The following is a 24995-nucleotide window of genomic DNA, read 5'->3' as shown; positions in this document are numbered from 1 at the left end:
GGAACAACCTGGTGTTGTATTTGCAGCGAAAAATAAATCACCCTTATTAATCGGTAAAGGAACTGACTTCAACACAATCGTTTCTGATGCAATGGCATCAATCGATTTAACTGACCAATACGTTGAAATTCATGACGGTGAAATGGTTATCTTAACTGAAGAAAACGTTACTATTAAAAACTTAGCTGGTGAAACAATCGAACGTGCACCATATACAGCACAATTAGATGCCAACGACTTAGATAAAGGGACATACCCTTACTACATGATCAAAGAAATTGATGAGCAACCAGCTGTAATGCGTCGTATTATCCAAGAATACTCTGACGATAACAACGAATTAACAGTTGACCAAGAAATCATCGATGCGATTAAAGGAAGCGACCGTATCTACATCATCGGCGCGGGTACTTCAATGCATGCAGGTTTAGTTGGTAAAAATATCATCGAAAAAATGGTTAACATTCCAGTTGAAGTTCATGTAGCATCTGAATTTGCTTACAACATGCCGGTGTTGAGTGAAAAACCATTCTTCATCTACTTAACACAATCTGGTGAAACTGCCGATAGTCGTCAAGTATTGGTTCAAACCAATAAATTAGGCTATAAATCATTAACAATCACTAACGTGAAAGGTTCTACTTTATCACGTGAAGCTGATTACACATTATTATTACATGCAGGTCCAGAAATCGCTGTAGCGTCTACTAAAGCATACACTGGTCAAATCGCAGTAATGGCTGTATTAGCTGAAGCTTTACGTCGTGACTTAGGCTTCGAAGCACAATTTGACATGGAACATGAATTATCAATCATCGCCAACGCTATTCAAGTAATGATCGATGATAAAGATGAAATTCATGAATTAGCGACTGAATTATTCACTGATAAAGCGAGTGCCTTCTACATCGGTCGTGGAATTGACTACGAAGTAAGTCGTGAAGCTGCCTTGAAAATAAAAGAGATTTCATATATTCAAGCTGAAGGTTTTGCTTCAGGTGAATTGAAACATGGTACAATCTCACTTATCGAAGATGGTACACCAGTAATCGGTGTAATCACACAAGAGAATACCGCTGCACACTCACGTGGTAATATTGAAGAAGTGCGTTCACGTGGAGCGAATACATTAATCATCTCTATGGAAGGTTTAGACCGTGAAGGTGACGATATTGTCATCCCATCAGTAGAACCATTGTTATCTGCACTTGTATCAGTCATTCCAACGCAATTACTTGCATACTATGCGTCATTAGACCGCGGTTTAGATGTAGATAAGCCACGTAATCTAGCGAAGTCAGTAACAGTAGAATAATAAACCTTATTACGAGTTACATTTTCGAGCTTAATTCGTTTGATTATCTAATGATGTGAGAAATAGGGTGGGGGAACATTAGTTATGAATCAATGCCACCAATGCGAAAAAGCCAAGCAATTGTTGTATTGCTTGGCTTTTTGTCAGTCATTTAGCATGTAAATGAACAAAGACCAGGAGAAGCACGTTTTTTAGAAAGGGAATAATGACTATATTGATCAGTATTTTACCATGTGATTGGTGGGTTACTTTCAGTTTAGTAACCTAATTGAGGCTAGCAGTGATTTAGTCGATTATATAAATAATAAGAGATTCAAGCTTATCCCTAAAGCTAAGCTTGACCTCTTATTAAAGCTTTTATTTGTTATAATCACTTAATGATGCACATTGATTATTCAGTAGAGATGGTACTACCACCTGTAACTTTAATAATTTCTCCACTGATATAAGAAGAATCATTTGAAGCAAGAAAAACATAAGTCGGTGCAAGTTCAGCAGGCTGACCAGAACGTGCTAGTTGAGTATCTTGCCCAAAACTTTCGAGTCCACCTTCTAGTTGTCCACCATCTAATTGTAAAGGTGTCCATACTGGACCAGGTGCTACACCATTGACCCGAATGCCTTTTGGTGCAAAGTATCCAGATAATAGGGCAGTGAAAGTTGATATTGCACCGTTAGTTACGGCGTAATCAAAGAAAGAAACAGAAGGATTAAATGAATTCACGGAAGAAGTTGTAACAATTGTACTGCCAGGCTCTAGGTATTTTTCAGCTTCTTTCACTGATTCATACATACTGATAATATTTACTTGGAAGGTGTCTCTTACTTGTTGCATTGGTAGATCTTCAAGCTTCTCATGAGCAATTTGTTGCGCCGCATTTAAAACTAAAATATCTAGTGCACCAAAGGCCTTAACAGTTTCTGACACAATTTTAGCGCCATTTCCCTCTTCCTTAAAATCGTAGGGTAATAAGAGTGCTTTACGACCTTCTTTTTCAATCAACTCTTTTACTTCCTCAGCGTCTGATTCTTCGCCTGGTAAGAAATGGATAGCCACATTGGCACCTTCCCTTGCGAAAGCGATAGCTACCGCTCGACCAATACCTGAATCTCCTCCTGTAATTAACGCATTACGACCGGTTAGTTTTCCTGAGCCTTTATAAGTTTTTTCACCACAGTCAGGTACAGGTTTCATTTTATTTTGCAGAGCGGGACCCTCTTGGTCTTGTTTAGGGAATCCGTCTTTATGATATAGTTCCTTTGGATTTTTTAAGTTAGACATATAAAATTCCTCCTATGTGACCTATTCAATATTAGTTATATTAATCACTATAGCAACGCCCTATTAGATTTGCAAATATTTACCATTATCTTATAAAGCGTTGTGCGATACCCTCTATTAAACTCCGATATGCATACGAAATTTTTGTAAAAGGAAAATATAATAAATAAAAAGCACAGGGTGTCGTATAAGTATCAATAAGTCAATGAATTATTGAAAGGCAAAATGATTGAAAGTTATATACACTGACTAAAGGGAGGATTGTAGTAATAAGGAATGTATAATTAAATAGCCCATGACACCGACTCTAAGTCTGTCATAGGCTATTTGTTTATTTAAAAGTAACTTGGTGACTATTTACTTAATAGGCTTGCAGCTGCGCTATCTAGATAAACAGTCACATTAGGATGTTCTTGTAACAGACTTGCAGGTACCTCTTCAGTCACAGGACCTTCAACCATATCCTTAACTGCTTGAGCTTTAGATTCACCAAAAGCGAGTAGTAGGATACGTTTAGATTGCATGATAGATGCCAATCCCATGGAGATAGCTTTGGTTGGTACATCTTCTATAGAATCGAAGAAACGAGCATTTGCTTGAATTGTACTTTCTGCTAAATCTACTAATTGAGTTTTTGTATCGCGAGAAGAACCAGGTTCGTTGAAACCGATATGCGCGTTTTGTCCAATACCTAAGATTTGTAAGTCAATTGGATGTTCATCTAATAATGCGTTATAGCGAGCAAGCTCAGCCTCAACATCTGTTGCTAAACCGTTAGGGATGAAAGTTTCTTTGAAAGGTTTCTTACTGAAAAGGTGCTTGTCCATAAAATTCGCGTAACTTTCTGGGTGGTTAGCAGGTAATCCAAAATACTCATCTAGGTTTAAAGCAGTTGCGTTACTAAAGTCTAAGTCGGAAGACGTTAGATATTCATATAAGTCTTCCGGTGTTGAACCCGTTGCTAAACCAAAAGTTGTTGCACCGCTGGCTAATGCCTGCTCAAATTCATGGAAAACCTCTTTAGATGCATCTTTTGCGGTATCAAAAACCTTAATATCCATAAATGATCCTCCTAAAATGTGAATTTTTGATCAAAATCTGATCTTTACTGTCAGTCTATCATAGAAAGGTAGAAAGAGGAACAAAGAAAAAGTGTCATGCTTAAGTGTGCCAAACTTACATACTGAAATCATTGTAACCGCTTCCGATTGCGAATGAGATTATAGATGAATTAAACAAAGGAGGAGAACACTTATGTCGGAGAAAACAAAAGATTCAGGTTTAAAGGCGTCGGTTCAAAAATTAGCTGCTTATCTATCTGGTATAACTAGGCCAAATATAGGCTAGTTATTGCGGGGTATTACAACAAACTTCATCACAGAGGGGTGTTTTAAAATGAAGTAAAAGAACGTGGTCTAGCTTACGACGCTTTACTTGAAACTGTCGCATACATCTTTGAATACAATGACGCAGACGACGAACAAAGCCAAGAACTACAAAAAATGTTAGCCAACCAACCACTTGACCAAATTATTCAAACGGTCACTGGTCTTGAAGACGCTGACTTAGTATCTGAAATCGCTAGTAAAATTAAATAATGATCTTGTGGGTTAGTTTGAAATAACCGTATTAAAAAGGGGGATGGCAATGTCAAATTGCGATCCTTTTTTTCAATGGTTTGTGATAGTTATAACCGTTCAAAAGATGACGGAAATCGATATCTTTAAATCGTTGATATGGAAGAGATTAAAAGGTAAAGTGGCTATAACTCATTTGCAGAGACCTCATAGTTTTTATCAGAAAGGACGGTGGCATATGGTGGATTTTCAACTTTCAAATACTTTTCAATCCTTGCCAAGTCAGTATTTCTCAAGTTTAACAGCAGCGATTTCGGACCTTAAGAGTCGCTATGATGATGTGATTGATTTAGCGGTTGGGACGCCAGATTTACCGGCACCACAAGCCCTGAAGGAGGCGCTACGGTCGGCTATCGATAATCCGCAATATGACCGGTATGGCCCGTATCGCGGGGAGGACCTGCTGAAGGAAGCCGTGGCCAAGTTTTACCACCATCAATTTGGGGTAGACATTGATCCAAAAACAGAAGTAGCCCTATTCCACGGGTCTAAAGAGGCCATTATGAAGGTTAGTCAGGTGTTGGTGAACCAAGGAGAGGGTATTTTATTACCCAATCCTACCTATCCAGACTACCTATCGGCCGTTGGTTTAACCCAAGCGGATACGATTTTTATGGACCTACTGGCGGCAAATAATTATCTGGTTGATTTTGATCAGATTGCCCAAGGGGACCGCGACCGCGCTAAGGTCATGTACCTGAATTACCCCAACAATCCAACGGGCGCATTAGCCACGCCGGCATTTTTCGAGGACGCGGTGGCTGTAGCCAATGACAACAAGATTTTCGTGGTTCATGACTTTGCCTACGCTCCGTATGTTTTTGACCAGGCAGCCCCCCTATCATTTCTTGAAACCCCAGGCGCTAAGGCAGTTGGTCTTGAACTATTTTCCCTTTCTAAACTTTATAATATTCCAGGTTGGCGAGTCGGGTTCGCAGTCGGTAACCCGCAAGTAGTCGGCTATCTGAACAGCTTGCAGGACCATACGACAGTTGGCATGTACGGGGCTATCCAGGAAGCCGTCGCAACTTTATTAGCGGACGAAGACCAAGACTTTACCGGCAAAATGAAAGCCACTTACCAAGCTAGACGAGACGCGGTCATTCGAGAATTTGACCAAGAAGGCATTCAAGTGACGCCATCCAAAGGGACCATTTACCAATGGATGCAGACGCCAAAAGGGGTGGATGCAGAAACTTTTGCCCGCGCAATCGCTGAAGACGGCCATGTGGGGGTGGCCCCGGGTAATGGTTTTGGTACTGCAGGACAGGGTTATATCCGAATTGGCTTAATTGCTGATACAGCCATTTTGCAAGAAGCGGCTAGACGGATTGCCCGCGTGTACAAACAATTTTAATACTACTTAATCAAATAGAGGAGAATGACTATGAAGACATGGACTAAAGGGTTATTGACGGTAGTTGGGACGACAACCTTATTACTAGGCGCTTGTGGCAATCAAGCGAGCGAATCAGCAAGTACAGACGCAGAAGCAACTGAAGAGTCGGGGTTATTGGAAGATGGCGTTTTAACGGTTGGGGTGACAGCTGGTCCCCACGAGGAAATTTTTGAATTAGTGAAGGAGAAGGCAGCTGAAGATGGCTTAGAAATTGAAATTGTCGTCTTCAATGATTACGTCACGCCCAATACGGCCTTAGCTGAGGGTGAATTAGATTTGAACTCTATTCAAACAGGTCCTTATTTAGAAACCGTTATCGAGGATACTGGCTATGAATTAACCAAAGGCTTTGAAAATATCACCATTCCAATGGGGATATACTCTGAACAATACGATACAGTAGATGAATTACAAGAAGGCGATACGATTGCTGTACCAAATACCCCTTCTCAAGAAGGGCGTGCACTTCTAGTATTAGAGCGGGCTGGTGTGATTACTTTGCCTGAAGGTTTAGGTATTGCTGCTACAGTCGACGATATTGAAGAAAATCCATTGAATTTAAACTTTATTACTGGTGACCCAGCCCAATTTATCGCCCAATTACCGGATGTGGCTGCAGCAGGTATCAACTCAAATTATATTTTAGATGCTGGATTGAGTGCAGAAGAGTTGGCTATCGCTATGGAAGATCCTGAAGATACTACATGGGTAAACTGGGTTGTATCCCGTACTGAAGATGCCGAAGATCCCGTTATTGCGCAACTAGAAGAATATTATAAGACAGACGAAGTAAAGACCTTTATTGAAGAAACCTTCAAAGGTGCAGTAGTTGCTTCTTGGTAAAAAGGACAGCCGTTTTTATTCGACATTCAATGGTTTTTAGCTTATTCTTTACTTATAAGTGTTGGAAGAATCCAATGTTGAAGGAGCGATAAATATGCGACAAATTGCGATCCAATTATGTTTCAACGACCAAGCTGAAGAAGCAGTTAAATACTATACTAAAATTTTTGACCAAAGTGAGATTACTCGTGAAATCCACTACCCAATGCCTAAAGGTGAAACTGTTGCTTACGATTTTACGATTGAAAATCAAGCATTTGCAGCTTTTAATGGGGGTCCTGATTTTAAAATGAATCCCTCATTCTCCTTGATGGTATCGCTAGATACTGCTGAAGAAGTAGACGCTTTATACTCTAAATTGGCAAAAGGTGGAAAAGACTTGATGCCTTTAGATACTTACCCATTTAGCGAACGCTATGCTTGGGTAGAAGATCAATTTGGTTTATCATGGCAAATTATGTTGGCACCGGATGTGCCTAAAAATCATAAAATCCGTGTATCTCTATTGTTTGCTGGCCAATATTGTGGTCAAGCAGAGCAAGCTTTAAAAGATTATGCAGCGATTTTCCAGAAGGGTGAACCAGGACAGATTAACTATTACCAAGAGGGCAAGGCCCAAGACGACCGCGCTAAAGTGAATTACGCAGAATTAAACGTTGGCGACCAACAATTGGTCTTTATGGATCACGGTTTTGGCAGTGATGAAGAATTCACTGAAGCCATTTCCTTCTTGATTGTTGCCGGTGCCCAATCTGAAGTAGACTACTACTGGGAAAAATTATCTGCCCACGAAGAATCTGAGGCGATGGGTTGGTTGAAAGACAGTCACGGTATTTCCTGGCAAGTAGTGCCACAAGCCTATTTGCAAATTATGGAAACAGCCACTGAAGAACAAAAGAAACGTGTACTAGATGTATTATTTAAAATGAAAAAAATGGATGTAGCCCGTTTAGAAAATGCCAAATTTGGTATCGGCTAACAAGTCATTTGGCAGTGAAATATATGTCTATTGTGACATGGTCTTTTTGATTACAAGGGGTTTTATTTTGGTTTAAGGATATTTCGATTATAGTATATGTAGAAATACAATTTTTAGAAAGGGGTCTTTTGATGGAACTAGGTTTAGCAGGAAAAGTAGCGATTATTACAGGAGCTAGCCGTGGAATTGGATTTGAAACGGCTAAATCATTGGCAAGTGAGGGGGCAGATGTGACAATTGTTGCCCGTCGCGAGGACCGACTGATTGATGCGCAAACAGCTATTCAAGAAATTACCGGTCGCAAAGTCCATTATGTTGTTGGGGATGTAACAGTTGAGGAAGATACCAAAAGGGTAGTTTCTGAGACAATTGATCAATTTGGTCATATTGATATTTTAATTAATAATGCGGGTGGCTCATCTGCTCAAAGTTTCGATGCAGTTGATAATGCTGAATGGCAACGAGACTTGAATATTAAAATATTTGGGGTAGTGAATTTTACCCGTGAAGTATTGCCATATTTTAAGAAACAAAATTCAGGTGCTATCGTGAATTTAACCGCTATAGCTGGAAAAACACCACCAGCCAATTCATTACCAACGTCAACTAGCCGCGCTGCTGGTCTTGGCTTAACAAAGGAATTAAGTAAAGAATTAGGTCAATATAACATTCGTGTGAATGCTGTTTCTATTGGTTTAGTGCGTAGTGAACAAATCGAAAAACGTTGGCAAGATAACGCAGCTGATCAAACTTGGGAAGAATTTTCTAAAAGTCAATCAACCAATACACCTTTAGGTCGTATTGGTGAAACGGTGGAAGCTGCTAATGCCATTACTTTCTTAGTATCTGATGCAGCTTCTTATATTTCAGGTGTGGCACTCAATATTGATGGTGGTGCGGCTGCAGTCATGTAAATGTGTTTTACGGGTAAAGAGCTTTGTAGAAGAGGATGTTGAAATACATGAAGAATGTATATAGTATCAATATTATCAAACAAGCGTATAATGTGGATGATGGAAGTCCGCGTCATTCCTATGAAAACCAAATCTTACTTTATTATTTGGATGAAGACATGCCAAAAGAAGAATTGATTCGTTTTATCAAAGAGGATAATTTGGAAGAACCTTATGAAGTGGTTGAAGGGACTTCAATCCAATGGGCGGTTGCTAAAGTGGTTGATGTTTTTGAAGTTTTAGGACTTGAAGGCCAATTTGATGATGGACAAGAGGTTTATAGTAGATTTTTCCCGGATGACTATGATTTAGCGGTTATTTTAGAAAAGTATTTCCCAGATTATGTGTTTGAGGATGCTGAAGAATAAAAAGACGTGCTAGTTAATAAATTTAACAATAGCTCACGGACGTATGCCGGATAAATTAAAATCAGCATATATCGCAGCTAAATTTGGTCAAGTAGGGTTCACAAAAGCAACTGCTTTAGAAAATGCGCTAAAAGGTATTACTGTAAATACTGTCCAACCTGGTCCTGTTCGTACGGCCTTAATTGAAAACCAATTGCCTAAGTTAGCAGAGCAAGATGGTACATCAATTGAGGAAGCATTAAATCATCATATTCTAGGTAAACAATGGATTAAGCGTTTATTAGAACCATCAGAAATTGGTGCAACAGCAGTATTTTTAGCTACTGATGAAGAAATTGGAGTAGCTGGTGGTATTTAGTTAAATATTGATTACCATTTATTCGAAATAAAAAATATAGCCTTAGCGTGGACGCTATAAAGTGAATACGCTAAGGCTTTTTCTTGTCTAGGATAACTCATGGCAATAAGGATTTATTATAGGCACTAATAAGGATACTGAAATTATTGTGAGCTTCTCTTTGTTATAATCTTCTATTCCTTTTGGCCGAATAAGATGGATAAATCTATCGTAATTTGCGTGAGTGCATGTGCACGCTCTAGTTGTTTATCATTAGCATGCCACATTAAAGGGGTCATCTTGATTAAGTCTGCCATTTGTTTTTCGTCTAAAGTGACTGTTTTCCTATAGCTTGATTGGCTAAATTGGTTGAAGGCTGCCTTAAATTTATTGATTGAAGTACGACCATCTTGTTGTTGATTTTCTGGTGTTAGTACGATTTCTCTTAGTTCTCGTAAATAATTTGGTCCAGGAATCACCTTAATAAACCAACCTTTTTCTGACAAGGCTTGGTTAAGATGATGGTAGTTTGATGGTGATAGAATCGTTATGGCTCCATCAATACTAGCAGGTGTAAATGGTAATTGACCTAAATCAGCAACCACCCATAGGGCATTGGTATAATGTTTAGCAGCAGAAACAATTCCATCCTTGGCTAAGTCTAATCCAAGTGCCATGGGAATGGTTGTTTGCTGTGTTCTATTTTGCCAGTGGTCGATAAAATAGTGAAAATGGCTGCCTTCGCCAGTTCCCAAATCAATGATATTGTTCACTGAGTTTAAGTCGATACCTTGCTCGACTAATACATCTAATATTTGATCATAGATGCCTGTATATAATTTAGCGTCTCCCATAATACGTTGGCGTGCGGCAAAAAGTTCATTATTATAATGTGCTTCTTGGTGATTGGGTGCAAGGTTAATGTAACCTTGTTTAGCGATGTCGAAGCTGTGATTATGATCGCAACGGACTTGATTATTGGTAAAAGAAAGATTGCTTTGGCAGATAGGGCAGATCATGCGTGTTGCCCAGTAGTTAAATTTTTGGATTGCTTGTGTTCGTTTTGATTCCATAGGTCACCTTTTTTGAATTTGTCATAGTTCTCACTTTTATTATAGCATGTTAGAATAGACTTATTAATGATGATTCATGTGTTTGATGCTGGCTGTCTTTGTTTTCATGCTAGCGATTCATAACGGTTTGAGAAGTGAGGGAATATGCGAAATAGAAATAAAAGATGGCTATACAGCGGATTTATAGCGAGTGTTATGAGCCTATTGCATGTGATGTTGGAGATGTGGTTCCCAAATCCTAGTTTTCAAGCGATCCTCGGGGATGGTTTGGCAGTTCAACAGGGGTTCTATTATCCAGCTTTATTTATAATTTATTTGGTGATTTATACATTCATGACGTATGCTTACTATCTGGTTGATTTTCGTTTGCCGGGAACGAAAGGGACTAAAGTAACGCTTTATGTTATCTCTGAATTGTTGATTTTCCTAGTTTACCGGGCTGAGCCCATGCCACATTTAGTGGAGATGGACTGGGTAATTAATCCGATTAAAGCTATTTTAATTTTTATGGTGCAAGGTCAGCTGATTTACCGGTTAATGGCTCGTCAACGGTTGATGTATAAGCCAAAACCCTTTTTCTATACGAGAGGTTTGCATGTCTACATACTGGTTTTTGCAATCATGCGGCTAGTGGCTTATCTAGGCCTAGATATTTATGGGCCGGATGATGGGCAGTTACCAGTGGCTATTCTTTGGTCCGGTATTATGGGACTTGCAATCGGCCTATCTTTTGGGGCAATACAGCGGTATATTATTCGTCAAAATCAGATTGGAAAAACCAACCAATTTGCCCTACAATTTTTTGCTTGGATTGCAGTAGGCAATTATGCCATGGTGTATCTGCGTTATGATGTCGGCATTTTTGACTTACTAGCTCGTCTAGGCTTGGATATTGCAGCTGTTTGGATTGCGACCTTTATCGTTCTCCATTGGCAGATCAATGAACGAACACCCATATATCCATTAGACACAAATTCACAAATATAAGTAATTATTGGCTGGGACTCTGCTGTCCTAGCCTTTTTTTGCAAAAAAATACCCACTAATAAGCTAGTGGGCAATAAGTTTGTATTATGCTTCTTGTTCTTCTGCGTATACCTGGTCTAATACTTGTTGGAATACTTCTACAGGTTGGGCACCTTGTACTGCGTATTTATTATTAAATACGAAGAAAGGTACACCTTGAACGCCAACTTCACCTGCACGGAAGATATCAGCAGTAGCTTCAGCTTGGAATTGATCTTCACTAGCTAAAATTTCGCGGACCTTGTTTCCATCTAAGCCGACTGATTCAGATAGCGCAACGATTGTATCTTCATCGCTGATTAAAGCGCCATCTTCGAAATAAGCTGTATAGAATGCTTTAAAATATTCGTCATCTTTGCCTTGTATTTTCGCATATTGGAATACACGATGTGCAGGCATGGTGTCTGCCATCTTCATATCAGAAAAGTTGAAGTTTAAGCCAGTAGCTGCAGCCATTTGTGTCACTTGCTCGTTCATTTGCTCTGCCTGTTCAACAGTTGTCCCTTTTAAATCTGCAAAAGCTTCATAGAAGTTTTTGCTTGGATCATATTTTGCACCAGGCATTAATTCGAATGATTTGTGCTCAATCGTAATTTCATCTGCGTGGGCAAAGTTATCCATAGCGCGTTCCAAGTGTGTTTGTCCAATGTAACAGAAGGGACATACAAAGTCAGACCAAATCGTAATTTCCATGTAGATAAATCGCTCCCTATAATTGTTTATTTGTGATCCTTAGTTGTTTGATTATTTTTAGCTTCTTTTTCTTGATCGTCTTTTTCCTTATCGCCATCTCCATCACCGTCAATATTAACGATAGAGGCAAATAAGTCTTCTAACTCAGTAGATTTTCGGCTTTCGATACCCATGGTAACGCTCCTCTCTACAATTTACTTATAGTAAGTATTATAAGTGTGTCTGTTAAGGAATGCAAAGACTAGCAACTAAGGTGAGGGGGATTTACTAATAGTGGGATAGGTGCTTAAACGTTCGTTTTTATGAGCGATAACAAAAAGGCCAAAGAAAATGTCTCCATTTTCTTTGACCTAATCTTATATATAAATTACTGCTAAAATCTAGTATTCATAACCGTGTGGGTTATCGAACAAATCTAGACCCTTCAAGTCTTCCACATTTTGTGAACCTGTTAATTGCATTACACGTGTTAAGTCTTTTTGGAAGTAGTCAAGTACTGAGTAAGCACCTTGCCAGCCACCTAAAGCTAAACCAAATAATACTGGGCGTCCTAAAGCAACAACGTCTGCACCTGAAGCTAAAGCTTTGGCAACGTGTTCACCACGACGTACACCTGAATCAAAGACGATAGGTACACGTTTGTTTACACGTTCTGCAATAGCTGGAAGGGTGTCAAATGAACCTGGCGCTTCGTATAATTGACGCGCACCGTGGTTAGATACCCAAATACCTGATGCACCAGCTTTGATTGCCATATCTGCATCTTCAGGGTGTTGGATCCCTTTAACAAATACTGGTAATCCAGAGTAAGCAGCGATTTCTTCAATATCTCTTGGCGAAATCTTTTGTTTTGAAGCGCCGTAGATATTGTTTAATGACATACCTTCTGCTGAACCACGTAAGTAACGTTGAACAATTGGCATACCGAATGGGTAAACGAATTTGTTTTTCAAGTCACGGTCACGGTTACCAGAAACAGTTGAGTCAGCTGTAAGGATGATAGCAGTTGCACCATCAGCTTTTGCTTCGTCTAAGATGTCACGGTTTTGTTGGTCATCTTTAGCCATGTAAATTTGGAACCAACGAGGTCCGCCATTTAAGCCTTCAGAAATCTCTTCAAATGTTGCACCAGAGTATGCTGAAATCGACATGATTGTACCAAACTCTGAAACGGCACGTGCAGTACCTGCTTCTTTAGTAGCGTGTGCTAAACCATGTGCAGCAATTGGTGCCATGATGAATGGTGCTTTAATTTTATGACCTAAAATTTCAGTACTTGTATCTGGCGCTTCAACATCTTGCGCTAGACGTGGGTATAGTAATTTATGTTTCCAAGCACGGTCATTAGCGCGTTTAGTCCACTCATCACCAGATGCACCGGCCATGTAGTTAAAACCACCGTGAGGGACAACTTTACTTGCTTCTTCTTCTAAGTCGTAGGCATTAACAACATCAATGTACTTAACCTCAGTAGGTGCATTATATTCAATGTCATTGTTATTCATTATATTCGCTCCTCCTAAATGTAAAAAAATAAATATAGCAAGACAAATCTATCAACATTCCTATTTTAGCGCTTACGATGTCAAAAGGAAAGGGTTTACAAATCAATTTAAAATCAACTTTTGCAAACAATCCTTTAAAAACCTTTAAGCTGTTACGTTTTTTAAAATTATTCAATACGATTTTGCATCAAGTTAATCTAAAAAGTGTACAAAAATGTTTCGCTAGAGCAAAAAAAGACCAGGAAAACCTGGTCTTGAGTGAGAGTTAATCCTGTCTTCTAAGCCTTTAGATGATGGCTAAGATAATAAAGTTTGCTAAGAATAAGAATGACGCAGCCCATAAGATTGGATGGATTTCTTTTGTTTTCCCTAGTGCTACTTTCACGATGCAGTAAGTGATGAAACCTGCTGCAATACCATATGAGATTGAGTAAGCATAAGCCATAAATACAGAAGCGAAGAAAGCAGGAATTGCAACCTCTAAGCTAGACCAATCAATCTCACGAATAGCTGACATCATCATAATACCAACGATGATTAAAGCTGGTGCAGTTGCAGCACTTGGTACTAAACCAACGAAAGGTGAGATGAAAGCACATAAGAAGAAAGCAATAGCAACAAATACGGACGTTAAACCTGTACGGCCGCCTAATGAGATACCTACAGTAGATTCAGCATAAACAGTTGTGTTTGAAGTACCGAAGACTGCACCTAATGAAGTACCAACAACATCACCAAAAAGGGCTTTATCTAATTTGGTATTCATAACACTTGATTGATCCATATTATCAATATCTTCTTTAGTAAAGATACCTGAAGCGCGACCAGTTCCAATGAAGGTACCAATTGTATCGAATACATCAGATAGAGAGAAAGCGAAGATTGTCATGATCACTAATGGATAACGTGATGGATCAGCGAAAAGTGATAGTAATCCTTCTTTACCGAAGGCTGCTCCAAAAGTAACACCCAAGTCTTGGAAGGCAGCGCCTAAACCAGATTGGTCGAAGTTAACAGTGGCTAAAGCAGCTGGGTTTAAAATAACGTAAATAGTTGAAACCGCGATGATACCAATTAAGATCGCACCTTTTACATTTTTCAATAACAAAATAATTGTTAGGATTAGACCGAATAAGGCTAATAGTGAAGTTTGATCTGTAAAAGTAGAAATCTCTGGTAGTGTTGACCCAGTAGAGTTGATGGTTGCTAGACCACCTTCGAAAACAGATTGTGTGGCATCAAATGGTTGACCGTTAACAGCTGTGATGTTTGCTGCTTCAGTTGTAAAGTTGATGAAACCAGCATTCTTAACACCAATATAGGCAACAAATAGACCGACACCTGCACCAATTGCATGTTGTAATGAGTCTGGAATTGCTTTAATAATTAATTGACGGAATTTAGTTACTGTGATGAAGATATTGAATAAACCACAGATAAATACCATTGCCAATGCTTCTTGCCAAGTAAAGCCTAGTGAGAAAACTACTGTATAAGTAAAGAAAGCATTTAATCCCATACCTGGTGCCAATGCGTATGGCACGTTAGCAAATAATCCGATAAATAATGTCGCTAAAGCTGATGAAATGATGGTTGCTAAGAACACACCTTGGTAAGGCATACCTGTTTGAGATAAAATTGCTGGGTTTACAAAAATAATGTAACTCATTGCAAAGAAGGTTGATAAACCGGCAATCAATTCAGTTGAAAAGTTTGACCCATTTTCCTTCAATTGGAAAAATTCCTCTATTTTTTTCACTTTTCTTGCTCCTTTTATGAATTTAATTAACTACTTCTATCATTATAAAGACTCGAGCAGAAAAATCAATACCAAACACGAATGTTTATTTAATTTAATTTTCAAACGTTCGCAAAAATCGTTTTATTCGGATAAATTTTACGTATTTGTAGGTAAAAAAGCTTTTTCAAGGGTTTTTAGACTAGTAGAAATCATTTTACTAGTTATAAGAATTATTATGGTGAGTAATTTGATACACGTATGCTAGAATGAAGATAGCAAAAAGAGTCGCATTTAACATAGGAGGTCAGCCATGGCTAAAGTAACGAACTTAACGTTACGTCACAAAACGCTGTATAAGTTATTTGTTCGCAATTTTACAGAGGAAGGGACATTCAAATCGATTATTCCAGAGCTTCAACGGTTAAAAGATTTGGGCGTAGACATTATTTTGCTGCAGTCTATCTTTCCAACTACTGACTTGAGGGTTGCTGATAATCTGGAAGGTAATCCAATGATCGTGAAAAATATTTCTGAGGTCTCCCCGCAGTATGGTAGCCTAGATGATTTTCAAGAATTAGTGGATACTATCCATGAGATGGATATGCAGGTGATGTTAAACCTACAACTATTCCATTTAGCAAAGGATTCGGAGTTAGTCAAAGAACACCCTGAATATTTCTTACATAATGAACAGGGTGAAATGATTTCTCGCTTAGATATTTATGATAGTTCATACGATTTAGACTATACCAACCCTAAATTATGGGATTATATCATTGAAAACCTAAAATATTGGGCTAAATTTGTGGATGGATTTGCGGCAAACCATGCCCAACTGGTTCGTCCTGAATTTTGGGCATCAGCACGGGCTGAAGTGGAAGATATTCATCCATATTTTTATTGGGTGGCTGCGACCATGCCTTTATCAATTCTAACGAAGTTACAACAAATGAATATGCCTTATTGGACAGAAGGGGAATTATATCCTAACTTTGACGTGGTTGATCAAATTCCAGGTTCCTTCTATAAAAATCGTTTTTATCATGGAGATATGTCCTTGGAAAACTTTGTTGGTACTTTAAATTTCCAGGAGTTGATGATGCCAAATACATACGTAAGTATGCATTCTTTAGAATTTGAGGAATTCCCACGTTTTGCAGAATGTGTTAAACCAGGTAGTGAACTAGAAAACTGGACAGCTTTTGCCTTTTTCCAAAAAGGGATAGCTAGCATATTTATGGGACAGGAGTATGGATTAAAAGAACGCTTTAATTATCGAAGCGGTGAAACGATTAACTGGGCTATTAATCAAGACTTAACCCTGTTAATCAATCGTATGTCACAAATTAAGAAACGAGAAGTATGTAAGAGTGGCTACTATACGATTATGCCTGCTGGAGATTCAACAGTGGTACTTTCTTACCATTATTATACGCAGCATTTGTTTGGTATTTTCAAATTGAATGAAGAAGGACAAGCTGCTGAAATTGAATTGGGTATACCTGATGGAGAATATAAAGATGAAATTTCTAAAGCTAATTATCAGGTTGTGAATGGTCGTGTAACGTTTGGAGATAAGCCAGTTGTCATTTCATATGAAGGTGATATGAGACTGCCAGAATATTTTAAAAAAGATGGAGGAAATGCATAGATGTATAAATTAATCGCATTTGATATTGATGGGACTTTAGTAAATTCGAAAAAAGAGGTGTCACAAGCTACTAAGGAAGCGCTTCATAAATTGCATGATGCGGGTATCCATGTGGTTATCTCGTCAGGTCGACCTTATAAAGGTGTACTACTAAATGCAGATTTAGTTGGCCGTGAAATTGTGCCATTTGTTTCTTGCTTTAATGGTGGCTTGGTAAAAGAAGTAGCAACAGACGATACCGTCTTTTCACATGCCTTAACTAATGATGAATTACAAAGTTGGGTTGAATTAGCTAAGGCACACGATTTAGACGTTCATGCCCATGATGATCAATATGTGATTGTGCAAGATGCACCTAAAGATCAATATGTAGATGTTGAATCTACATTGAATGAGATGCCAATCAGAACAGTTGATTTCTTTGATGGGGAAGTTACGGCACCAAAAGTGATGATTACTGCTGAACCAGGAAAATTAGATGCTTTTATCGCAACCTTAGACGCTAGTTTATTTGAAAAATACTCGATTATGAAATCTGAGCCGTTCTTCTTAGAAATCATGCCAAAAGGCGTTGATAAGGGAGAAGCTTTAGCTAAATTAGCAGAAAGCTTAGGTATTGATCAAAGTGAAACAATGGCCTTTGGTGACCAAGCAAATGATTTATCGATGATTAAATGGGCTGGCTGTGGGGTTGCTATGGGTAACGCAATTGACGAATTAAAAGACAATGCCCAATACGTAACAGCATCCAATGATGATGAAGGGATTGCAAAAGCATTAGAAAAATTAGTTTTTGATGCTCAATAAAATTTTGGATGAACGATAAGTTCTAATCCCTATGAATAGTGATTTATTATAAACTTTGTTATACTGTTAGTATGACAAGCTGTCAGCTTTAAATGAGAAATTGAACAGATTTTAAGGAGTGAAATGAATGTTTGACAACACGGATATTTTAGCAACAAACGCTATTCGTGCTTTAAGCACAGATATGGTGGATAAGGCAAATTCTGGCCACCCAGGTTTACCTTTAGGTGCCGCACCAATGGCTTATGCCCTTTGGTCTAAGCACATTCGTCAAAACCCACAACACAGTAAATGGACTAACCGTGACCGTTTTGTATTGTCCGCTGGACATGGTTCTGCAATGCTTTATAGCTTACTTCATTTATCAGGATTCGATGTATCTTTAGAAGATACAAAAAACTTCCGTCAATTTGGTTCTAAAACCCCTGGACATCCAGAGGTTCACGAAACAGATGGTGTAGAAGCGACAACAGGTCCATTGGGTCAAGGATTTGCTAATGCAGTAGGTATGGCAATGGCTGAAGCACATGACGCTGCTGTTTACAATAAAGACGGTTTTAACGTTGTGGATCATTTTACTTACACCTTAGTTGGTGACGGTGACTTGATGGAAGGTGTGACGCAAGAAGCGGCATCTTTAGCTGGTCATTTAAAACTGAACAAATTAATCACTTTATACGATTCAAACGACATTTCATTAGACGGGCCTACTTCTAAAGCCTTTACTGAAAATGTTGGTGATCGTTTCAAAGCTTATGGCTGGGAACACATTCTAGTAAAAGACGGTAATGATTTAGAAGCAATCAATACCGCTATTGAGCAAGCAAAAGCTAACACTGATCAACCTACATTAATTGAAATTAAAACAATTATTGGTTTCGGTGCTGAAAAACAAGGTACATCTGGTGTTCACGGTGCACCATTAGGTGCAGAAGGGTCTACTTTTGCTAAGCAAAACTTTGGTTGGACATATGATGCATTTGATATTCCACAAGAAGTTTACGACCGTTTCAATGAAGTTGTAGCCTCTCGTGGCCAGTCCGAAGAAGAAGCTTGGAACAAGCTATTTGCTGACTATAAAGCAGCTTATCCAGACTTAGCGGCGCAATATGAACGTGCTTATGCAGGTAAATTACCTGAAGGTTGGGAAGCTAACATCCCTGTTTATGAAGTAGGCGATAAAGCGGCAGCAAGTCGTAAAACTTCTCAAGCAGCTATTCAAGCAATTGGTAAAGCAATACCAGAATTCTGGGGTGGATCAGCGGACTTATCTTCTTCTAACAATACGATGAATGATGCAGATGAGGAATTCCAAGCAGGATCTTACCAAGGACGTAACATTTGGTATGGTGTGCGTGAATTTGCGATGGCTGCAGCGATGAATGGTATTGCTTTACATGGTGGTTCTAAAACATACGCTGGTACATTCTTCGTCTTCTCTGACTATCTACGTCCAGCGGTTCGTTTAGCTGCGATTTCTAAATTACCAGTAACTTATGTCTTTACCCATGACTCAATTGGTGTTGGTGAAGATGGGCCAACCCATGAACCAGTTGAACAATTAGCTTCATTCCGTGCAATGCATAACGTAAATGTTGTTCGTCCTGCAGACGGAAACGAAGTAGGTGTGGCTTGGAAATTAGCTTTAGAATCAGAAGAAACACCAACAATGTTAGTTTTAACCCGTCAAGACTTACCAGTTATTGAAGGTACTAAAGAAAACGCTGAAGAAGGTGTCCGTAAAGGTGCATACGTTATTTCTCCAGCAGCTGGTGAGCAAACAGGTATCTTAATCGCGACTGGTTCGGAAGTAAGCTTAGCGATTGAAGCGCAAGCGCAATTAGCTGAAGAAGGCATCAATGTATCTGTCGTATCTATGCCGTCTCAAGAAATCTTCGATGCACAAGACGAAGGTTACAAAGAGTCTGTATTGCCAAAAGCAATCACTAAACGTGTGGCTGTTGAAATGGGTTCTTCATTCGGTTGGGCGAAATATACAGGCTTAAACGGTGCAATTGTTGGTATTGACCGCTTTGGTGCTTCAGGTAAAGGTGCTTTAATCCAAGAAGAATACGGCTTTACAGCTGAAAATGTTGCCAATACTTATAAAGGTTTAGCTGACTAATTCGTTAGCTACCACCTTTGTCACTACGTCAGTCATGCATTAGCTAACAGGAGGCTTATGAAAAAATGAAATTTTTCTTAGATACTGCAAACATTGATGAAATTAAACGAATTAATGACTTAGGTTTAGTTGACGGTGTAACAACTAACCCATCTCTAGTGGCTAAAGAAGGACGCGATTTTGAAGAAGTAATCAAAGACATCGCTGGTACAATTGATGGTCCGGTTTCTGCTGAGGTTACCGGTTTAACTTACGAAGAAATGGTTGAAGAAGCACATGAGATTGCTAAATGGGCTGACAACGTTGTTGTTAAAATCCCTATGACTGAAGCTGGTTTGAAAGCTGTTAACACACTTTCTAAAGAAGGTATCAAAACAAACGTTACCTTGATTTTCTCAGTTTCTCAAGGTTTAATGGCAGCTAAAGCGGGTGCAACTTATATTTCACCATTTATCGGTCGTATCGATGACTTAGGTCAAGATGGCTTGAAATTAATTGCAGAATTACGTGAAGTATTAGATATTTACGGTTATGAAGCTGAAATCATTGCAGCATCTATCCGTCACATCGCTCACTTTGAAGGCTCTGCGTTAGCTGGTGCACACATTGGTACGATTCCAGGTAGCCTATTCCCTAAATTATGGGGCCATGTGCTAACCGACAAAGGTATTGAAGGCTTTACAGCAGACTGGGAAGCTTACCAAAATCGTAACAAGTAAACTTCGGTTGAAAGAAGGGCGATCGTGATGGATGAGGTTAGACGTATTTTTCAAACCTACGAACCACGTCCTCTAGATGTTGAAAAAGCCTACGCTGTCTTGATTCCCTTAGCGAAACTCGATGGTGAATGGCATATTCTATTCGAACACAGGGCAAACGGCATTTCCCAAGCAGGGGATGCCGCTTTTCCTGGTGGTCGGGTAGAGGCTGGTGAAGGTTTTGAACAAGCTGCTATCCGTGAAACGACAGAAGAGTTGGGCATCAGTCCTGACAAAATTGAAGTTGTTGGTGAAATGGATTATATTGTTATGGGTAAACGAATTATTGGTTGTTATGTTGGTGAATTAGCGATTGATAGTCTAGAGCAACTAACCCTAAACAAATATGAAGTAGACCATATCTTCACAGTACCACTGCGTAAATTGAAAGCCATGGAACCTGACGTACATTATGTAGCCCACCATCAAGAAGTGGCTGATGATTTCCCTTTTGACCGAATTCCAGGTGGGAAGCAATATGATTTTGGCCGATCTGAACGACGGGGAATTCATTTTTACAATATCCAAGGGGAACATTTATGGGGAATGACTGCTAAATTAACTGCACGTTTTGTGGATATACTGAAGGGTAAATATCTTGCATTTAACCAGGATGACAAGGAAGGCTAGCGCAATGTTAGCCTTTTATTGTGGCGTGAATTCATGGTATGATAACGCCACATATACTACAAAATTAGATATCGAGGTTTATTATGGATCATCAAAAAGAACGGACCGCCAGATTAACTGTGATTAGTTTGATGTTGGCGATTTTAATTATTCAAACTTTTGTTCCTGGAATCGGCTATATCCCGATTGGACCAGTCCAGGCAACAATTATTCATTTAACAGTTATTATCGGTGCTAGTTTATTTGGCCCACAAACAGGACTTATCCTCGGTGCTTCTTGGGGTATTTTGCGGATGATCAAGGCAGCGATTGTGCCCGATATCATGTCAGTGGTATTCTTGAACCCTTTGGTATCCGTTATTCCGCGGATGTTAGTTGGTTTGATTTCAGGATGGATTGCTGTATATCTTGATGGTAAGGTAAAAGATAGAACAAAATTTATCATTACAGGTATTATCGGCTCTATAGTGAATACAGTGACTGTTTTGGGTGCGATTTACCTATTTTCAGCAGAAGCTTATGCGAATGCGCTAAGTATCCCAACATCTGCTTTAATTGCTACCTTTTTAGTTACTATTGGTGGTAATGGGTTATTAGAAGCTGTCACTTCAGGAATTTTAACGCCAATTCTATCCTTACCCTTGAGTAAATCACTTAAAAGGTCCAGAATGAATGATTAAATGGAGGTCAGATTTATGACACAAGTAACTTGTAAACGAACAAAGGCAGTACAATCACATCGAATTATGCCTAATCAAACCAATTTTTATAAGAATTTATATGGTGGTCAAATATTATATATCATGGATAATGTGGCTTCTGTATCTGCAGGTCGATTGACGCCATATGGCACAATGACTGGTAATATGGACGATATTCATTTCATAGCGCCTTTGCCAGAAGGAGATATTGCCCATGTTGAAACCTATGTAACGGGAGCAGGTAAACGTTCAATGGAGATTTTTGCCAAGGTTATTGGTGAAAAACATAATGGTGAGCGTTATTTAGCTGCAACGGCTTTTCTAACCTATGTAGTCTTGAAAGACTATGTTGACCCTGACTATCATTTACCAGAAGTTGTTGCACATACGGATGAGGAAATCTACTTATGTAACGGTTATGACGGCCGAAAATCAGGTCACGCCCAAAAACGAATCTTAACGAAAGAATTGGTTAGTCATTTAACAGTTGACTTGCTTGATTAATGAAACAAGTTTTTTCTCTTGGGAAAAGGACTAGAGATATTGACTTTTACTAGCTAATCAAGCAAAATATAGGCTGTAAGCTAAGCGAATAAACAAACGATTTGTAGACGAGTAATGTTGTTAAGGATTAAGCGAGATATGATCCGGTGTAAGCATATCCCCACTGACTACATGAACCTACTACATGTAAAAAATCGCCTTGAAAAAGGCACGGTGGCGCCGTTATCGTCTTTGAGAGAGTTGGAGACCTTTTGTATCTCTGACTAAAAAAGGTGGCACCGCGAGCATTTCGTCCTTTATGGATGGGATGCTCTTTTTAGTTATAGGAATATTTTTTAAAAGGAGCATGAAAATGGCAAAGCAAGAAGCAACAGAAAATTTACAACAAACAGATTTTTCAAAATGGTATTTACAAGCAATTCAACAGGGTGATTTGATGGATTACGGTCCTGCCCGTGGAACAATGATTTTTAAACCTGATGGCTTTTTATTATGGGAATCATATAAAGATGCCTTCAATGAAATGTTGAAGAAGGAAGGTATTCGTAACGCCTACTTCCCAATGTTAATTCCAAAACACTTCTTTGAAAAAGAGGCTGACCACGTAGAAGGTTTCGCGCCTGAATTACCATGGGTAACTGAAGCAGGTGAGGAAAAATTAGAAGAGCCATTGGCATTACGTCCAACTTCTGAAACTTTATTTGGTAATGCGATGTCAGATTGGATCAACTCTTACCGTGATTTACCAATGGAATTAAACCAATGGGCTAACGTCTTCCGTTGGGAAAAACGGACATTACCATTTATCCGTACATCAGAATTCTTATGGCAAGAAGGTCACACAGCGCATGCAACTGAAGAAGAAGCACGCGAACGTACGATGAAAATGTTACACTACTATACTGACTTAGTAAAAGAAGTATTTGCAATGCCAGTTTACGAGGGACAAAAAACACCATCAGAACGGTTTGCGGGTGCGGTTGACACCTTCTCAATCGAAGCGATGACAAAAGATACAAAAGCCATTCAAGCAGGGACTTCTCACTACTTAGGCCAAAACTTTGCGGAAGCCTTCGATATTAAATTCTTAAACGAAGACAACCAACATACTTACGTTCATACAACATCTTGGGGTTCATCAACCCGTTTAATCGGTGCCATGATCATGATCCACGGTGATGAAAAAGGGTTAGTCTTACCTCCTCGTGTTGCCGGTACACAAGTATCGCTAATCCCTGTTGGTAATATCAAGAAAAATCCACAAGTACTTGAGAAATTACAAGAAATCAAAGCAACATTATTAGAGGCTGGATTACGTGTAAATCTTGATGATTCAAACAACTCACCAGGTTACAAATACAACGAGTCTGAAGTACATGGTGTACCATTAAGAATTGAATTTGGTCCACGTGATATGGAAAACAACCACGTCATGATTAAAATGCGTGATGTGGATGGTAAAGAAGCCTTCTCATTAGACGGAGACTTAGTTGCTGAAATCAACACACGCTTTGATGACATGCACCAACGTCTTTACGATAAAGCGATAGCTTTCCGTGCTGAGAATGAACATTTTGACATTGATACAATGGATCAATTAACCGCTCACCTTGAAGCTTGTGAAGAAAATGGCGAACGTCCAGGTTGGATTTTAGCTGGTTGGGATGGTACTGATGAATCAGAAGCAGCCATCAAAGAAGCCACAGGATTTACTTCACGTAATATCCCATTCAACCCACCAATAGAAAAAACAGTTGACCTATATTCTGGTAAACCTGCTAAATACACTGTGTGGTATGCACGTGCTTATTAATGATAGGTAGGTGTGAAAAAAGTCGCTAAGAATAACCGCGTTGAACCAAAAGCCGAACAATTACTGCAAGTAATTGGAGTATTTTAAGAAACGTCGGGAAATTCTGACTTTTTAAACCCGATAATGCGAGCAATGTTAAAGAGAATAGGGTTGTGATATGAAGTCACAACTCTGTTTTTTTGTGATGAGATATAGAATTAACATACTCTTAAAATATAAAACATCATTCATTCACAATAAGTGGGAAATTGTCACAGTATAATCATATTTTCTTGGTAAAATTCATATGCATGGGATGAGGACCATAGAATATTAAAAATGAATAAGGAGTAATGCATGTCGAAAAGAAGAAAAAAATCTAGTATTAAACCGCTAGTGCCCTTTTTCGTTCTAGGAGTGGCTTTAATAGCGGTATTAATTGCTATATTTAAATATAATGATGAGGATAAAGGAGAAGCAGATGAATCTTTGACGGCTACTGTGGATGATTCAAGTGCAGTAGAATCTGCCAACAATATCGCTTTATCTCTAAGTGATGAAGAAGTTTACAATATTGATTTGATGCAGGCCAATGGTGTAGCCATGATTGACCCAATTTCTTATGACTCAATGGCTGATGTCATTGAAGATACAATGGTCGAATTTGGTGTAGATGAAAGTCAAATTTCATTAGAATTCATCAATTACCAAACAGGTGAAAGTTACACGGTTAATGAAAATAACTTTCAAACAGCCGCTTCTACTATCAAATTACCATTGTCAGTTATTTATGTAGATGCGATTGATGAAGGTACCATTGATTGGGATACAGAAGTGACTTATACATATGCTGATTATGAGGAGGGTGATGGGACT

Annotated in this window: 24 protein-coding genes; 17 read left to right on the top strand and 7 right to left on the bottom strand. The window is 38.9% G+C overall.

Going from position 1 to position 24995, the window contains the following annotated elements:
- On the top strand, positions 1-1315 hold a 1315-nt coding region (gene glmS / locus ACRCJ0_RS02015), incomplete at its 5' end, for a glutamine--fructose-6-phosphate transaminase (isomerizing) (RefSeq protein ID WP_431389334.1).
- Positions 1316-1706: 391 nt separating this feature from the next.
- Here glmS and ACRCJ0_RS02010 read toward each other — a convergent pair.
- Complete coding sequence (locus ACRCJ0_RS02010; protein WP_419971462.1) at positions 1707-2597, bottom strand: SDR family oxidoreductase; 891 nt, start codon at positions 2595-2597, stop codon at positions 1707-1709.
- 353 nt (positions 2598-2950) lie between these two features.
- On the bottom strand, positions 2951-3658 hold the full coding sequence (locus ACRCJ0_RS02005; protein ID WP_419971463.1) for a glucosamine-6-phosphate deaminase: 708 nt from the start codon (positions 3656-3658) through the stop codon (positions 2951-2953).
- 754 nt (positions 3659-4412) lie between these two features.
- Between ACRCJ0_RS02005 and ACRCJ0_RS02000 the strand changes: the two genes are divergently transcribed.
- The 6 genes from ACRCJ0_RS02000 (at position 4413) to ACRCJ0_RS01975 (ending at position 9134) form a co-directional block, all read left to right on the top strand.
- Positions 4413-5591 carry an aminotransferase class I/II-fold pyridoxal phosphate-dependent enzyme gene (locus ACRCJ0_RS02000; protein ID WP_431389333.1) on the top strand — a complete coding sequence of 393 codons (1179 nt, stop codon included), beginning with the start codon at positions 4413-4415 and terminating at the stop codon, positions 5589-5591.
- Between the two features lie 30 nt (positions 5592-5621).
- Positions 5622-6476 carry a MetQ/NlpA family ABC transporter substrate-binding protein gene (locus ACRCJ0_RS01995; RefSeq protein WP_419971465.1) on the top strand — a complete coding sequence of 285 codons (855 nt, stop codon included), beginning with the start codon at positions 5622-5624 and terminating at the stop codon, positions 6474-6476.
- A gap of 94 nt (positions 6477-6570) precedes the next feature.
- Positions 6571-7455: a VOC family protein gene (locus tag ACRCJ0_RS01990; protein WP_419971466.1), complete on the top strand. Its 885-nt coding sequence runs from the start codon at positions 6571-6573 to the stop codon at positions 7453-7455.
- 131 nt (positions 7456-7586) lie between these two features.
- Positions 7587-8369 (top strand): SDR family NAD(P)-dependent oxidoreductase, encoded by a 783-nt coding sequence (locus ACRCJ0_RS01985; protein WP_431389332.1) that lies wholly within the window; start codon positions 7587-7589, stop codon positions 8367-8369.
- A 47-nt stretch (positions 8370-8416) separates the two neighbouring features.
- Positions 8417-8776 carry a hypothetical protein gene (locus ACRCJ0_RS01980; protein ID WP_419971467.1) on the top strand — a complete coding sequence of 120 codons (360 nt, stop codon included), beginning with the start codon at positions 8417-8419 and terminating at the stop codon, positions 8774-8776.
- A 16-nt stretch (positions 8777-8792) separates the two neighbouring features.
- Entirely contained in the window at positions 8793-9134 is a 342-nt protein-coding gene (locus ACRCJ0_RS01975; RefSeq protein WP_431387612.1) for an SDR family oxidoreductase, read from the top strand.
- Between the two features lie 173 nt (positions 9135-9307).
- Here the strand turns inward: ACRCJ0_RS01975 and ACRCJ0_RS01970 are convergent, their stop codons facing one another.
- Entirely contained in the window at positions 9308-10186 is an 879-nt protein-coding gene (locus ACRCJ0_RS01970) for a putative RNA methyltransferase (protein ID WP_431389331.1), read from the bottom strand.
- A 213-nt stretch (positions 10187-10399) separates the two neighbouring features.
- Between ACRCJ0_RS01970 and ACRCJ0_RS01965 the strand changes: the two genes are divergently transcribed.
- Complete coding sequence (locus ACRCJ0_RS01965; RefSeq protein WP_431389335.1) at positions 10400-11173, top strand: hypothetical protein; 774 nt, start codon at positions 10400-10402, stop codon at positions 11171-11173.
- 84 nt (positions 11174-11257) lie between these two features.
- On the opposite strand, the gene ACRCJ0_RS01960 is transcribed toward ACRCJ0_RS01965, so the two are convergent.
- From ACRCJ0_RS01960 to ACRCJ0_RS01945, 4 genes are all read right to left on the bottom strand, one after another.
- The gene (locus ACRCJ0_RS01960) at positions 11258-11905 is read right to left on the bottom strand and encodes a DsbA family oxidoreductase (RefSeq protein WP_431387609.1); all 648 of its coding nucleotides are present in this window, start codon (positions 11903-11905) and stop codon (positions 11258-11260) included.
- A gap of 26 nt (positions 11906-11931) precedes the next feature.
- Positions 11932-12078, bottom strand: coding sequence for a hypothetical protein (locus tag ACRCJ0_RS01955; protein ID WP_167343562.1), 147 nt, complete (start codon positions 12076-12078; stop codon positions 11932-11934).
- 207 nt (positions 12079-12285) lie between these two features.
- Positions 12286-13410, bottom strand: a complete 1125-nt coding sequence (lctO, locus tag ACRCJ0_RS01950) for an L-lactate oxidase (RefSeq protein WP_417894076.1) — start codon at positions 13408-13410, stop codon at positions 12286-12288.
- A gap of 286 nt (positions 13411-13696) precedes the next feature.
- Entirely contained in the window at positions 13697-15160 is a 1464-nt protein-coding gene (locus ACRCJ0_RS01945) for an NCS2 family permease (RefSeq protein ID WP_026465125.1), read from the bottom strand.
- 301 nt (positions 15161-15461) lie between these two features.
- Here ACRCJ0_RS01945 and ACRCJ0_RS01940 point away from each other — a divergent pair, with 301 nt between their 5' ends.
- From ACRCJ0_RS01940 to ACRCJ0_RS01900, 9 genes are all read left to right on the top strand, one after another.
- Positions 15462-16802, top strand: coding sequence for an alpha-amylase family glycosyl hydrolase (locus tag ACRCJ0_RS01940; protein ID WP_431389330.1), 1341 nt, complete (start codon positions 15462-15464; stop codon positions 16800-16802).
- Positions 16803-17609: a Cof-type HAD-IIB family hydrolase gene (locus tag ACRCJ0_RS01935; RefSeq protein WP_026465127.1), complete on the top strand. Its 807-nt coding sequence runs from the start codon at positions 16803-16805 to the stop codon at positions 17607-17609.
- 127 nt (positions 17610-17736) lie between these two features.
- Positions 17737-19734, top strand: a complete 1998-nt coding sequence (tkt, locus tag ACRCJ0_RS01930) for a transketolase (protein WP_431389329.1) — start codon at positions 17737-17739, stop codon at positions 19732-19734.
- A 65-nt stretch (positions 19735-19799) separates the two neighbouring features.
- Positions 19800-20453, top strand: a complete 654-nt coding sequence (fsa, locus tag ACRCJ0_RS01925; RefSeq protein ID WP_059134000.1) for a fructose-6-phosphate aldolase — start codon at positions 19800-19802, stop codon at positions 20451-20453.
- Between the two features lie 27 nt (positions 20454-20480).
- Positions 20481-21122: an NUDIX hydrolase gene (locus ACRCJ0_RS01920; RefSeq protein WP_431389328.1), complete on the top strand. Its 642-nt coding sequence runs from the start codon at positions 20481-20483 to the stop codon at positions 21120-21122.
- A gap of 83 nt (positions 21123-21205) precedes the next feature.
- Entirely contained in the window at positions 21206-21802 is a 597-nt protein-coding gene (locus ACRCJ0_RS01915) for an ECF transporter S component (RefSeq protein ID WP_419971474.1), read from the top strand.
- A 15-nt stretch (positions 21803-21817) separates the two neighbouring features.
- Positions 21818-22327, top strand: a complete 510-nt coding sequence (locus ACRCJ0_RS01910) for an acyl-CoA thioesterase (protein WP_431389327.1) — start codon at positions 21818-21820, stop codon at positions 22325-22327.
- Positions 22328-22679: 352 nt separating this feature from the next.
- On the top strand, positions 22680-24140 hold the full coding sequence (proS, locus tag ACRCJ0_RS01905) for a proline--tRNA ligase (protein WP_026465133.1): 1461 nt from the start codon (positions 22680-22682) through the stop codon (positions 24138-24140).
- Between the two features lie 336 nt (positions 24141-24476).
- On the top strand, positions 24477-24995 hold a 519-nt coding region (locus tag ACRCJ0_RS01900; protein WP_431389326.1), incomplete at its 3' end, for a serine hydrolase.

The sequence above is a fragment of the Aerococcus sp. L_32 genome, from assembly GCF_050689315.1.
This window is presented reverse-complemented; position numbering and strand designations above follow the sequence as displayed.

What these genes read in the sequence shown, in the direction of transcription:
- proS (WP_026465133.1), top strand. Translation starts at nt 22,680, where the DNA reads ATGGCAAAGCAAGAAGCAACAGAAAATTTACAACAAACAGATTTTTCA.
- fsa (WP_059134000.1), top strand. Translation starts at nt 19,800, where the DNA reads ATGAAATTTTTCTTAGATACTGCAAACATTGATGAAATTAAACGAATT.
- ACRCJ0_RS02005 (WP_419971463.1), bottom strand. Translation starts at nt 3,658, where the DNA reads ATGGATATTAAGGTTTTTGATACCGCAAAAGATGCATCTAAAGAGGTT.
- ACRCJ0_RS01965 (WP_431389335.1), top strand. Translation starts at nt 10,400, where the DNA reads ATGTTGGAGATGTGGTTCCCAAATCCTAGTTTTCAAGCGATCCTCGGG.
- ACRCJ0_RS01995 (WP_419971465.1), top strand. Translation starts at nt 5,622, where the DNA reads ATGAAGACATGGACTAAAGGGTTATTGACGGTAGTTGGGACGACAACC.
- ACRCJ0_RS01920 (WP_431389328.1), top strand. Translation starts at nt 20,481, where the DNA reads ATGGATGAGGTTAGACGTATTTTTCAAACCTACGAACCACGTCCTCTA.
- ACRCJ0_RS02010 (WP_419971462.1), bottom strand. Translation starts at nt 2,597, where the DNA reads ATGTCTAACTTAAAAAATCCAAAGGAACTATATCATAAAGACGGATTC.
- lctO (WP_417894076.1), bottom strand. Translation starts at nt 13,410, where the DNA reads ATGAATAACAATGACATTGAATATAATGCACCTACTGAGGTTAAGTAC.
- ACRCJ0_RS01990 (WP_419971466.1), top strand. Translation starts at nt 6,571, where the DNA reads ATGCGACAAATTGCGATCCAATTATGTTTCAACGACCAAGCTGAAGAA.
- tkt (WP_431389329.1), top strand. Translation starts at nt 17,737, where the DNA reads ATGTTTGACAACACGGATATTTTAGCAACAAACGCTATTCGTGCTTTA.
- ACRCJ0_RS01955 (WP_167343562.1), bottom strand. Translation starts at nt 12,078, where the DNA reads ATGGGTATCGAAAGCCGAAAATCTACTGAGTTAGAAGACTTATTTGCC.
- ACRCJ0_RS01970 (WP_431389331.1), bottom strand. Translation starts at nt 10,186, where the DNA reads ATGGAATCAAAACGAACACAAGCAATCCAAAAATTTAACTACTGGGCA.
- ACRCJ0_RS01985 (WP_431389332.1), top strand. Translation starts at nt 7,587, where the DNA reads ATGGAACTAGGTTTAGCAGGAAAAGTAGCGATTATTACAGGAGCTAGC.
- ACRCJ0_RS01935 (WP_026465127.1), top strand. Translation starts at nt 16,803, where the DNA reads ATGTATAAATTAATCGCATTTGATATTGATGGGACTTTAGTAAATTCG.
- ACRCJ0_RS02000 (WP_431389333.1), top strand. Translation starts at nt 4,413, where the DNA reads ATGGTGGATTTTCAACTTTCAAATACTTTTCAATCCTTGCCAAGTCAG.
- ACRCJ0_RS01960 (WP_431387609.1), bottom strand. Translation starts at nt 11,905, where the DNA reads ATGGAAATTACGATTTGGTCTGACTTTGTATGTCCCTTCTGTTACATT.
- ACRCJ0_RS01910 (WP_431389327.1), top strand. Translation starts at nt 21,818, where the DNA reads ATGACACAAGTAACTTGTAAACGAACAAAGGCAGTACAATCACATCGA.
- ACRCJ0_RS01915 (WP_419971474.1), top strand. Translation starts at nt 21,206, where the DNA reads ATGGATCATCAAAAAGAACGGACCGCCAGATTAACTGTGATTAGTTTG.
- ACRCJ0_RS01940 (WP_431389330.1), top strand. Translation starts at nt 15,462, where the DNA reads ATGGCTAAAGTAACGAACTTAACGTTACGTCACAAAACGCTGTATAAG.
- ACRCJ0_RS01980 (WP_419971467.1), top strand. Translation starts at nt 8,417, where the DNA reads ATGAAGAATGTATATAGTATCAATATTATCAAACAAGCGTATAATGTG.